The sequence below is a fragment of the Proteiniphilum sp. UBA5463 genome (assembly GCF_002427225.1).
GTDB lineage: Bacteria > Bacteroidota > Bacteroidia > Bacteroidales > Dysgonomonadaceae > Proteiniphilum > Proteiniphilum propionicum.
The window spans coordinates 1-9,723 of sequence record NZ_DIQL01000032.1; the positions used below are offsets into that span (position 1 = coordinate 1).

The window sequence follows — 9,723 nt, forward strand, 5'->3', positions numbered from 1 at the left end:
GACAGATCTTGTGTACTCCACTAACAAAGTGAAGACAATAGATATAAACGGAGAAACCATTGAGACAGGGAATAATACCATAGCCCGGGAAGGCATAGACTGGGCATCGTATTACGTGTATAAAAGACTGGGAACATGGAGTCTTGCCGAGGTAGAGGAAGCTGCCAGGTATGGTAAAAGACCCGGTGATATCAAGTACGAAGATGTGAACGGTGACTATAAGATCGACGAGGAAGATCGTCAGTTAATGGGTACAGGCAGGCCGAAAGGAAACCTCACCATGGTGAATACTTTTACCTACAAGGGTTTATCACTGATGGTTGACCTTAATTATGTATATGGCTTCAAGATCATGAGTATTACCCATTCCATGGGTGAAAACAGACCGTTGTACAGCAACAGTGTGAAAGATATACTTAAAGCATGGACACCCGAGAATCAAAATACGATGGTTGCCGCACTACGTTTACCGTCTGACCCATTCTTCGGCGAAAACGAAAAAGACTCCTATATGCTTCATAAAGGGGACTTCCTGCGAATCCGAAACATTGTCCTCTCGTATTCTTTCAGTCCTAAAGTGCTTAACTGGCTTAGGGAAGTAAACAACCTCTCTTTGGGAGTATCCGTTGAGAACCTTGCGTTGTTCACCAAGTACCCCGGATATGACACAGAAATGGGCGCATTTAATACAGACAACGGACAGAGCATTGACTTTTACTCATACCCTCGTCCAACAACAGTTACTGCTAACATAAAGATTACATTTTAAGTGATTAGAAAATAAATATTTAAATCAAATGAAAAAGATATATTCAAATATAAGCTGGCTCATTGTCCTGGCGGTAATTATTACGTCCTGTGACTCTTTTCTTGAAGAAAAACCAAAGACATTTCTGAATCCCGATTCGTATTACCAGAACGAAAAACAGGCTTTGGCTGCCGTGAACGGCATATACACCTTTGTTGACAATATTATGGACTCGGATATTGAGCCCGGCTCACAGAGTTTCATCTTTATGGAATTCATGCACGGATACGGTGAACGTATGCGCGGATCAGGTACACAAGACCTCGCTCAAGCCAACAGTTTGCTTATTGCGGACAATAACAGCTATGTGCAGAGATTCTGGGAAACAGCATATCGGGCTATTGAGAATTGCAACGGCATTATCGAAGGTATAGAAAGTATGGCAGAAGGGACGATAAGTGAAACCAAAAAGAACCAGTATCTCGGCGAAGCTTATTTCCTCCGCGGTTACTTCTACTTCAACCTGGTAAGACTCTATGGACCTGTGCCATTGAAACTCACGCCCACCAAAGATGTAACGAATACTGAAATTGAGTTGTCATCCATGGAAGTTGTCTACACACAGATAGATGCGGATATGACAAAAGCCGGGGAGCTGATGGAGAGTCTGGACTGGACAAATACCAGTGGGCGTGTGACCAAGGGAACCGTGAAATCTATGCATGCCAAGGTTTTGCTCACCATGGCCGGATATCCCCTACAAAAGGGAACAGAATACTATACCAAAGCCTATAACATGGCAAAGCAGGTATATGCCAGTGGAAAATTTCACCTATTCGACACCTATGAAAAGTTGAGAACTGTGGAAAATTCAGGAGAGATTATCTGGTCCATTCAAAGAGAGGCCGACAATGCAGGAAATCCCCTCCATAGTGCTCTGTTAGCTTACCCTGCGCCAGTAAAAGCTGTCTCAGCCAGTGCCGCTTACGGTGGAGCAATCACTGTTACCCAGATGTTCTTTGATACTTATCCCGAAGGGGATAAGCGCAAAGATGAAAGAAAATTCTATTATACCCAGCAGGAGGCACTTGATAAATCGGGCATGGTAGATCTCGGCAGGCTCTATATTTATAAGTACTGGGACCAGAATGCTGCTGAAGTTGGAAAATCCGGAGCCAACTTTACACTCTTAAGATATGCTGACGTGCTGTTGATGATGGCAGAAGCAAAAGCACAGGCTGATGGAGGAACCACCACTGATGCTGATGCCATTGAGGCATATTACTCCGTCAGAAAACGTGCATTACCTCAGGAAGCGAAACCCACATCCATCACCGCTGATAAGGTATTACAGGAACGTTTCTGGGAGCTTGCTTTCGAGAATCAGACCTGGTATGATATGGTGAGAACACGAAAAGCTTTACATGCTGTCACCGGCCAAATGGTAAACATGATCGGGTATCAGACCCCGAGTCATACAGCCCCATTTACAGAAGCAAGCTTGTTACTGCCATACCCGATCAGGGAAAAGAGATTAAATCCTAATTTAAAGAGGGATTGATCATTTAATCACAACGAATTGTTAGTATGAAGTACAATTATAAACATATGATATTATTGTCGTTCTTACTTTGTCTTCTTGTTTCTTGTTCCGATAAAGATGACAGCATAAGGAAGAATCCCTTTGAACCTGATAGTGGTCATACCTATATCAAAATTGCCACTACATTCAATGCGGATACGCTATACCTGTCGTGGGAACTTACCCATCCGGAAGTCAGTTTCGATAATTATCGTATTGAGTTGAGTAAACCTGCCACTGTGAAAACGGTTGAAAAAGGTGAAACAACAAGCTACTTCACCCGTGTGCCTTATAATGAACCTGTATCGGTAACTCTCTCATTGGTGAAGGGTAGCGAAGTTGTAAACGCCAACACTATCCAGGCAAAAATTGATGGTCTTGATAAGGTCATTGCCGGCATCATCATTCCCGATCAGGGAAGTGTAACTGCAGGTGATGGTATGTATTCCATTCCTTTACCCGATGGCAGGAGCATCTTCCTGATGGGTGACTCTTATATAGGAACAGTTACTAATGGACAACGACCGACTTCCGACCGTATGTATCGCAATACCTATATTGTGTATGACAACGGCAAGGTGAGCGCTATTTACGGGTATGGAGGCAACAAGAATGCTTCAGCAGCGGTACCTCCCGGTTATTCCGACGAGCAAAAATGGTACTGGCCCGGACACGGATTTGTGAATGGTGATAAGTTGTATATCTTTCAAACCCTGATGTATCAGGGAGGTGAGGGTATGTGGGGATTTATGTATGAAACCACTCATATACTGGAATATAACCTTCCCGGCTTAGAATTGAATAAGGTAACCCCTATACCGTTTAAAGGATCAACAGATGTTCATTACGGAATGGCTGCACTCAAGGATGACAATTATAACTATATCTACGCACAAGTAGATGTACGAAACGATATGGATCCCATCACAGAAGTACTGGTTGCACGGACCGCTGTAGGTAATCCATACGACAACTGGCAATATTACAACGGTTCGGGTTGGAGCGCAAATTCATCGGATGCCGTTAAGTTGGAAGGCTTATCCTCTGTACCCGTTTCGTCACAGTTCAATGTGTTTAAACTACGAGGTAAGTATGTATTGCTTACTCAGAAGAAGACTTTTAACTCCGGCGAAATATACACTTTCATTGCCGATAGCCCCACCGGACCGTGGAGGAACAAGCAACTTATATTTAAAACCTACGAACAGAATACGCCGCATTTATTGACTTACAATGCTATGGCGCATCCGCAGTTTGAGAAAGACGGGATGATACTTGTCAGCTACAACGTGAATACCGAAGTTTTTGCAGAACAGTTCAGCGACGTGAGTACTTACCGCCCCCGTTTCTTCTGGGTTGATATAGATAAGATTATGAATTAAAAGATTGAAAACGAATATTTTATAAACTAAAAAAATAAAATGATGAGAAAATGTGCATTAACAGTTACAGTAGTTTCGGTTTTACTTGCCCTCGCAAGCTGCGAAGACGATAGCCGGACAAAAATGTTGTCAGATTATCACTCTGACTTCGATATAAATTATGGGCTTTTCCACGTTTATCAGTACGATGAGGTAAACATTAATGGAATTGATCTTGCTTCAAAGTTCGACTTCTTCAATACTTTCAGGCTGACACTGCACTATACTGATAACGAGATTAGCGCGGTGACTTTCGATAACGGCGATGTGCCTTTTTCACCTTATAGCTATGAGATCCCATCCGGAAAGGTGGATGCATATCTGAATACGAACGTACTTCCCAATGAATTGCGCCTGACCGATTCGGAAAAAGTTATCGCCTACTATGTAAATGGTGAGTTTAGCATTCCTTTTAAACTGGACTGCCCGTCACTGGATTATAAATATACTTTTAAAAGCATTCAACAATAAAATTGAAATCATATGAAATTCATAAGAAAATATAAATACTATTTATCATTGGTGGCAGTCTTATTCCTTGTTGTCACCTGCATGACTATTGAAGAAATCATTCACCCCGACAATGCTCAGGTTGACAGTGATATCAACATAACAGTAAAGATAAAAATCGTTGCTGAAACTGATGGTAACAGTAAGTTGACATTTGGTATATTAATGCCTAAAGCCTGGAATGTGAAAGACAACGCTTTATTAACTCTTACCACTGATGCGGCATTTGCCGGGAACAAGGTTACCAATGAACCCATGGTATTGATGAGTGCAGCAGACAAAAATCCAACGGATGGAATGCCATGGTCTGCTTCATTCCAGAGTCGGATGGGCGTACTTGGCAATACAGGACCAATGGAGTGGGTTGTATTTAAATCGGTTACTACCTTCCAAATAAATGATAATATCCCAGATCAAAAAACCGTAGTGGGTACTGTGAATATTAAACTTCATACAGGTTCGCGTGCCGTGAAATTCTATGCGGGATACACATTCTGTGGTGAGGCATTTGGATTCAATGGTGAAAAATATCCTGATGAGGATGTGGTAGAAGCCAAACTTTTGGAGGTTACCGGTGGTGATGATCCTCAAATGGACTTCACTGCTGATCCGGCATTATCTTTTGTTCCTGCCACTTTTGGTTTCGGAGATATATTCTCAATTCGTTATAATGAGCCAAACTATATTGCCGAAGGAGGTTTGAAAGGTGGTGAGGTTCATCTGTATGCGAAAGTACAATACAGGGAAGGAGGAGTAGAGAAAGAGAAGATTGTGGACGAGATTTCCGACAAAACTCTTATGGAATCACTGGGTAATCTGGGAGCAGTGACTTCTTTCCAGAAATATATTTACCCAAGAGAGTTCTTTGATTTATCAAAGGATGCCGATATATTAGGTATTCAGGTTCATTTCACAAATAAGGATAAAAGTGTTGTTATATTGGATAACGAAACAGAAGATAACTTTGTGATAGAGGAAACCTGTGAGTAGGGGAGAATACCTGAATTAACTTAACCCGGTTCTTTGAGCAATTCTTTTAAAAGGGAAGTGTCTAAAGAACCGGGTAATTGTTGCCATGGTATGTAATAATTTTCATGCGCGTACTATTGGATGCTCCCGATTTTCATTACTTCATCTTCAAACTGATCGCTTTCTACCAATGCTTTTGCCTTTACCTTACTTTTGTAGTTATACACCGTTTGTGCGGAATAATGTAGGAATTCGGCAATCTGTTTTACATCGGTGATTCCCAATTTAATAAGAGCAAATATGCGGAGTTCATTGTTTAATTGATTTTTTTCAAGATCGTATTGTTCAGTGTTCCTGAGTAAAGAATTGAATTCCGTGACAAAATTCGGATAAAGTGCCAGAAAGGTTTTGTCGAAATTTGTATGCAGTTCATTGATGTCGGACACCATTTCATCCGTGGAGAATTTATGTAAATTTCCCATTTGTCCGGTCTTTATGTTCAGGTTTACATTCTTATGGTACCTGTGCAACTTATTGATGTAGACCGAGCATTGATTCATGAAATATCCGATGTAATGTTCTTTCACGATATTGGCTTCATCCAGTTTTTTATTCAACTGAATCAGGTCGTCGTTCATAACTCTAAGTTCTTTCTTTGCTCTTGAAACCGCTTTGATTTGGATGTACAGATAGGACAGAGTAACGATTAAAAAGATCACAAACAGACTGGTGACAATCGAATATAAACGGAGGTTTTTTTGTTGGGAGTGAATTTTCTGCAGATAAGTGTCCTCAATGATAGGTTGGATTCTTGCGATAACCGAATTTTTAAAACGGGCATTGTAGAAAAGGGCATCATCCAGGGCTATCCTGATGTAGTTGTATGCTCTGTCAACATCCCCATCATGGTATAGTTTCACGGCAAGAGACAGCAAGGCTTCGTTTTCCTTCACAGCCAACTCCATATCAGAAATAGCTGCCAGTATTAAATAATAGGATTCTTTTTCTGATTCAGCTGTCTGCGCATAGTGTTTTGCCAGATTCATGGCGGCCATGGCATACTGATGCGTGTGGGGCTGCTGGTGTCTGAAAATTGAAATCAATATTTCCTCTGCTTCAGAAAACTGACCAGACTGTTGTAATCTATGGGTAAGTTCTTTTTTGTACTCTTCCGACTGATCGCTTAGTAGATTCATCACCCTGTCTCTCCATTCTTCTTTCTCTACTTCATAGGAATAAGCATATCTTGGATCATTGATGTAGACAATGAGATTTTCAAAGTAGCGGATGTAGTTCCAGCAATACCATGCTTTGTAATGGTCAGGAAGATGGGTATAATCCATTGAACTGAAGATTTCCGCCGCCTGGAGGAAAAGTCCGGAAAGAGAATAGACATACGAAAGGTGCAACAATGATTCAGTAATGATGTCTTTTTTGTCTAATTGCCGGGCAATGGCCAGGTTTTCCTTGATATAATACTCGGCAGAGTCGCAGATGAAACTGTTGTATTGATTGATGATCTCCCTGTTGATATCTAGGATCTCTTCTTCATTACTGAGGAGTTCTTTCTCTTGTTTCAAGTCTGATATCTTTTTTTCTTTGATTTCCAGATAATTGCTGCGTTTGGATATGACTTTATCCAATTCTTTGAGTAATGAATCAGTTTTACTTTCTACGCCCAAGAGCGAACATGGGAGAATGATAATTAATATGAAAGGTAATATATATTTCACAGTAGTGATAAATCATATTGATTCACAAAAAACAATTTCTTTCTCTATTTTCTGTTATGAATCTTTTGAGTACAAAATTTATAATATAAAAAAATTAAATTAAATTTAATCAATATTGCGATTCGGAATGTAATATCTGCTTTGAAAGTACAATGTTGTCCTGTTATGAGGAAGTTTTAGTACAAATGTAGTGACTTAAATGAAATTTTCAAAAAAACCATAAAAGAGCTTGCATATTGGTTGAAAAAGCGAATCATTTTTAAGTGATAAAGAGGCTGTTTCACGGTTTTCATTTTCATGAACGAAAAATTGCCTAGTTACTTGAAAATTAGAGATTTTAAGACTATTTGAAATGGTGCAGAAGTAATGTTAAATTTTACAGACCAACGACAATGTACTACTTCCACCTCATCCAGGTGAAATAATTCCGCAAAAATAATCCGCCTTCACCAGACCACTTCCGACACCATCACATACATCGATCATCTTGAGTAGCGTGAATTCTTTACAGTTGTTACCCGAAGGAGGAGGCTGCTTTCGGTACCCTGAAAAACAAAAAATTGCAAACGGTTCTTCTACAGGGGTAAAGACAGGGCAGAAATGAAGTATGTATTGTTCTCGATTGCACATAACCTGCTAAAGTGGCATTATAAGGTTTATCAGGGGCTATTTTTATCTTTTTAGATGTTATTATCTACTAAAAGANNGTTAACAGCGGATATAAGCTAAAAGGTCATCCCTTCATAGAATTCCGCCAAATCATCCTTTCGGTGAATCCTGTTGCATACCACCAAGACAAGGCCTCTTAAATCCTTTAATCCGAGAAGCCTATTCGTTTTTCTTCGCCAGNNAGATGTTATTATCTACTAAAAGAAGACAGAAAAAAGTCGTCTCATAGTTTATTATGAGACGGCCTCTTTTTGCGTGCCTGTAAATAAACGTGGACAACGCTCCAGATCTATCCTCCTTGATAGACAAAGGCAATTGCCTATTCGTTTTTCTTCGCCAGCATGTTAATGCATTTCGGTTCCGCAGGTACCCAGTCCCCCCCTGTAGTAGTTGAACTGGACGTTGGGGTGGTCTGCCAGCAGCGACATGGGCACGGCGGAGTCAATAATCTTTTTCCCGATCATCAATGCGGTCAGCCTCTGTCCAAACGGATTGTCATGTACTCCCGCCTGCCAGATCGATACCTTTTCGGCCTGCCAGGTTTGTACGGGGCCCACCGTCAAGGCCTGCGAGGGGATTCCCGTAACAACACCGCCGGCACTGGTCCTCGCGTTTTGCATACAGGTAATGGGATGCAGGTCGACAACACGGGTGGTCAGTTTCTTGTACTCTTCCAGCGAGGGAGGGTTGTCCTTGTATTTCCCTTCTCTTTTCACCGGATCATTAAAGGCCCAATGTTTCGTGTCACCCTGTCCGCCCTGCATTACCGCACATCGTACGCCCGTGTTCCAACTTTTGATGTATTTCGAGGTGTCGGCTTCGGGATAGTGTATGTTTTCCTCCGGCATGCGCAGTTTTTTATTCATTCTGTGAAACATCAGCTCATTGTTCGCCCTTTCGAACGAGATGGGGCTCTCGACGCCGATCTCCTTCCCGTCCACGTACCATTCATCCATACCCCAGAAATGGGCATTTGACAGATCCAGTTCCAGCTCGTTCACCAGCCGGGCCACCAGCGGGAGCTGTTCGGTTGGCCCTATGGGGCCGCAGACCCCGACGGGTTCACTTGCCGTAGCTTGTTTCCATGCTGTAATGTATTCAAGCGCCTCGGCCAGGTAGAAGTCCTCCAGCGTGTCGTAGAAAACAACCTTGAATCCGGGCCTTGAAAGGGCCAGCATATCTTCGGGGGTCAACCTGGCGGCATCGCCCAGAATCTCGTCTTCCAGTGTTGTGAAATCCCACCAGTCCGGGGCCAGCATACTTATTTTTCGTGACATAGTTTAAATTATTTAATTTGGGTGTTTTACTTGATAATGATATTCTCTTCCAGGATCCCGGCAAGCACGTTTCCCTGCTGGAACCCGTGCCCCAGGTGTTGCCGGAAACCTTCCGCGTACTTGCGGTTCACCTCTTTTCCCCTTACCTCCGCAAAGTGTTTCATGGAAAGGATGTACTCGTCCACCTTGTGGTGTTCAAGCAGCCAGTCCCGCTGGCTTGCATGGGCTTTCAACATCTCCTCCTTAACCGGCATCTCTCCCGTTATGTCCACATACATCGAGGGGGCGACGGCATGTCCGAACTTGTCCTTTCCATCCATGGCGTCCGCGTAATAGAGGTAGGGTGACGGCTCGAAGGGCGCTTCATCAACTTCCATGTTTTTTATGCCACAACAGAAGCAGGCCGTCTGAACAATCCTTGCGGTCGTCTCGTGATCCACCATGTAGTCCGTCGGGCTGGCGGTAATAACTATCGAGGGCCGGATCTTTCTCAACACGGCGGTTGTCCTGTTTATCGCTTCCCTATCGTAGATTATGTACACATCTTCGAGCCCCACGCAATGGTAGGTTGCCCCGATAATCTGCGCGGATCTGCGTGCCTCGCCGGTCCTTATCCGGGAAATTTCCTCCCGGGTGTGTACCGCAGAGCCTTTATCACCGGGAGTCATGGTGACAATATGAACCTCCCAGCCCCTGTTTCTAAACAGGGACAATGTCCCGGCACACATGAATTCCGCATCGTCCGGATGCGCTAAAATGGCAACAATTCTTTTTTCCAGATCCATCCTGTTATTTCATTTAAGATTATTTTCCT

General features: G+C 42.6%; 7 protein-coding genes and 1 pseudogene. 5 read left to right on the forward strand and 3 right to left on the reverse strand.

Annotation, left to right across the window (positions count from 1 at the left end; translation table 11 throughout):
* The 5 genes and pseudogenes from B3B27_RS05320 to B3B27_RS05340 all read left to right on the forward strand — a co-directional run.
* A pseudogene (locus B3B27_RS05320) lies at positions 1-769 on the forward strand (TonB-dependent receptor); the annotation flags it as partial.
* Positions 770-797: 28 nt separating this feature from the next.
* Positions 798-2,309 carry a RagB/SusD family nutrient uptake outer membrane protein gene (locus B3B27_RS05325; RefSeq protein ID WP_286846993.1) on the forward strand — a complete coding sequence of 504 codons (1,512 nt, stop codon included), beginning with the start codon at positions 798-800 and terminating at the stop codon, positions 2,307-2,309.
* A gap of 26 nt (positions 2,310-2,335) precedes the next feature.
* Positions 2,336-3,712 carry a DUF4185 domain-containing protein gene (locus B3B27_RS05330; protein WP_286846994.1) on the forward strand — a complete coding sequence of 459 codons (1,377 nt, stop codon included), beginning with the start codon at positions 2,336-2,338 and terminating at the stop codon, positions 3,710-3,712.
* 39 nt (positions 3,713-3,751) lie between these two features.
* Entirely contained in the window at positions 3,752-4,222 is a 471-nt protein-coding gene (locus tag B3B27_RS05335) for a hypothetical protein (protein ID WP_286846996.1), read from the forward strand.
* Positions 4,223-4,234: 12 nt separating this feature from the next.
* Positions 4,235-5,251: a DUF4961 domain-containing protein gene (locus tag B3B27_RS05340; protein WP_286846998.1), complete on the forward strand. Its 1,017-nt coding sequence runs from the start codon at positions 4,235-4,237 to the stop codon at positions 5,249-5,251.
* Positions 5,252-5,364: 113 nt separating this feature from the next.
* Here B3B27_RS05340 and B3B27_RS05345 read toward each other — a convergent pair whose 3' ends face one another.
* The 3 genes from B3B27_RS05345 to B3B27_RS05355 all read right to left on the reverse strand — a co-directional run bounded on the left by B3B27_RS05345 (position 5,365) and on the right by B3B27_RS05355 (position 9,694).
* Positions 5,365-6,963: a DUF6377 domain-containing protein gene (locus B3B27_RS05345; RefSeq protein ID WP_414703129.1), complete on the reverse strand. Its 1,599-nt coding sequence runs from the start codon at positions 6,961-6,963 to the stop codon at positions 5,365-5,367.
* Between the two features lie 1,013 nt (positions 6,964-7,976).
* The gene (locus B3B27_RS05350) at positions 7,977-8,909 is read right to left on the reverse strand and encodes a hypothetical protein (RefSeq protein WP_214062141.1); all 933 of its coding nucleotides are present in this window, start codon (positions 8,907-8,909) and stop codon (positions 7,977-7,979) included.
* Between the two features lie 26 nt (positions 8,910-8,935).
* Positions 8,936-9,694 carry a PIG-L deacetylase family protein gene (locus tag B3B27_RS05355; protein WP_214062142.1) on the reverse strand — a complete coding sequence of 253 codons (759 nt, stop codon included), beginning with the start codon at positions 9,692-9,694 and terminating at the stop codon, positions 8,936-8,938.
* Between the last annotated feature and the right edge of the window lie 29 nt (positions 9,695-9,723).

Excerpts from the sequence above, each read along its gene's own strand:
- B3B27_RS05325 (WP_286846993.1), top strand. The coding sequence starts at position 798 with ATGAAAAAGATATATTCAAATATAAGCTGGCTCATTGTCCTGGCGGTA.
- B3B27_RS05330 (WP_286846994.1), top strand. The coding sequence starts at position 2,336 with ATGAAGTACAATTATAAACATATGATATTATTGTCGTTCTTACTTTGT.
- B3B27_RS05335 (WP_286846996.1), top strand. The coding sequence starts at position 3,752 with ATGATGAGAAAATGTGCATTAACAGTTACAGTAGTTTCGGTTTTACTT.
- B3B27_RS05340 (WP_286846998.1), top strand. The coding sequence starts at position 4,235 with ATGAAATTCATAAGAAAATATAAATACTATTTATCATTGGTGGCAGTC.
- B3B27_RS05350 (WP_214062141.1), bottom strand. The coding sequence starts at position 8,909 with ATGTCACGAAAAATAAGTATGCTGGCCCCGGACTGGTGGGATTTCACA.
- B3B27_RS05355 (WP_214062142.1), bottom strand. The coding sequence starts at position 9,694 with ATGGATCTGGAAAAAAGAATTGTTGCCATTTTAGCGCATCCGGACGAT.